We start from the raw sequence: 1482 nt of genomic DNA on the forward strand, positions 1-1482 counted from the left end.
TTCGACCTAACTCAGTCAAGGTCAGTGTCTTACATTCAATCAGTGCCTTAGAGGCCAGCATCAAGCTGTTTAATCGTTTTAGGTGAAGTTCTGGGCAGTATTGGTGTAAAGAATGTTGTAGGATATTGGCTTCGCGCATCTTGTTGTCCAAGTGTAGTTTTTAGCGAAACCATTTGATCATGCAACAAGATGCGCTTCCACTCTAATTTGATGATTTATTTGTAAATCATCAGGGGATTCTTCAGGGCTTAGTGAACAATTGTGGATATTCGACCATGAATCATCGTTCTCTCGAATTCGTGCAATTCAGTTATTAAAAAGCTTAAATATCCACGTTCGTGATGAAATCTGCATGTCAACCATTGGCTCTATTAAAAGGGCAATTGGAACAGGTATAGGTTTGAGTGTATTACCCCTATTAGCGATTGACGCTGAATTAGCAAGAAAAGACCTTATTTTATTACCTGTGGATGGATGGGATTATAAACGAACTTATTGGTCAATTCAGCGTGAAGGAGAAGAATTATCTGCATTAAGCATGAGTTTCCTAGCCTTTAGTAAGCTACTGTAAAATAATGTATACCAGCTATTCTTACTAGGTGAATTTAATTGATATCATCAGATCTTGGAATAGGATTTTTTTTAGTCTTTTTACTATGTGGTTTATTTTATACACACACATCCTCTATTACACTTTTTAAGCAATTTTATCGTATTTTTCCACTGATGCTAATGTGCTACACCTTACCTGCCATCTTTAGCTCGCTAAATATTATTGATGCAAGTCATAGTCAACTTAGCGAAATGGCAAAAACACACTTAATGCCTGGTTGTTTATTTTTGCTGATTTTAGGTACCGATTTCTTTGCTCTCAGTTTAGTGGGAAAAAAACTTCTCGGTATGTACGTGCTAGGTGCTGTGAGCATCTGTATTGGTGGTCCATTAAGCCTATGGTTAGGCTCTATATTTTTTCCGAACGAACTCGTCTGGCAGGGAGATAATGCTGCTTGGAAAGGCATGTCAACACTGATGGCAAACTGGCTTGGCGGAACCGCCAATCAATTGGCTGTAAAAGAAATCCACAGTGTCGGTGATGCCGTATTTGCGGTAATGATGGCTATTAATATTCTTTTTTCCGGTATATGGATGGTTATATTACTTTTCATTGCAGAACGCCAAGATAAAATCGATGATTTCCTGAAAGCTGATAAAAGCTATAGACCGATATTTTGCACTGAAGAATCCCCTGATGATTTACAAATAAATCATCAAATTAGGGTGGAAGCGCATCTTGTTGCATGATCAAATGGTTTCGCCAAAAACTACACTTGGACAACAAGATGCGCGAAGCCAATATCCTACAACATTCTTTACACCAATACTGCCCAGAACTTCACCTAAAACGATTAAACAGCTTGATGCTGGCCTCTAAGGCACTGATTGAATGTAAGACACTGACCTTGACTGAGTTAGGTCGAAATT

2 protein-coding genes and 2 pseudogenes are annotated in these 1482 nt (G+C 38.4%); 3 read left to right on the plus strand and 1 reads right to left on the minus strand.

All coding sequences use genetic code 11. From position 1 onward, the window contains the following. Positions 1-139 (minus strand): annotated as a pseudogene (locus L5M18_RS23115) (IS4 family transposase); the annotation flags it as partial. 120 nt (positions 140-259) lie between these two features. Here L5M18_RS23115 and L5M18_RS23120 point away from each other — a divergent pair. From L5M18_RS23120 to L5M18_RS23130, 3 genes and pseudogenes are all read left to right on the plus strand, one after another. Then, positions 260-571, plus strand: coding sequence for a substrate-binding domain-containing protein (locus tag L5M18_RS23120; protein ID WP_263198716.1), 312 nt, complete (start codon positions 260-262; stop codon positions 569-571). 38 nt (positions 572-609) lie between these two features. Next, positions 610-1302, plus strand: coding sequence for a DUF819 family protein (locus L5M18_RS23125; RefSeq protein WP_263198717.1), 693 nt, complete (start codon positions 610-612; stop codon positions 1300-1302). Positions 1303-1340: 38 nt separating this feature from the next. Further along, positions 1341-1482, plus strand: a pseudogene (locus L5M18_RS23130) (IS4 family transposase); the annotation flags it as partial.

Origin of the sequence: Shewanella sp. SM20 (genome assembly GCF_025654545.1) — a bacterium.
GTDB lineage: Bacteria > Pseudomonadota > Gammaproteobacteria > Enterobacterales > Shewanellaceae > Shewanella > Shewanella oncorhynchi.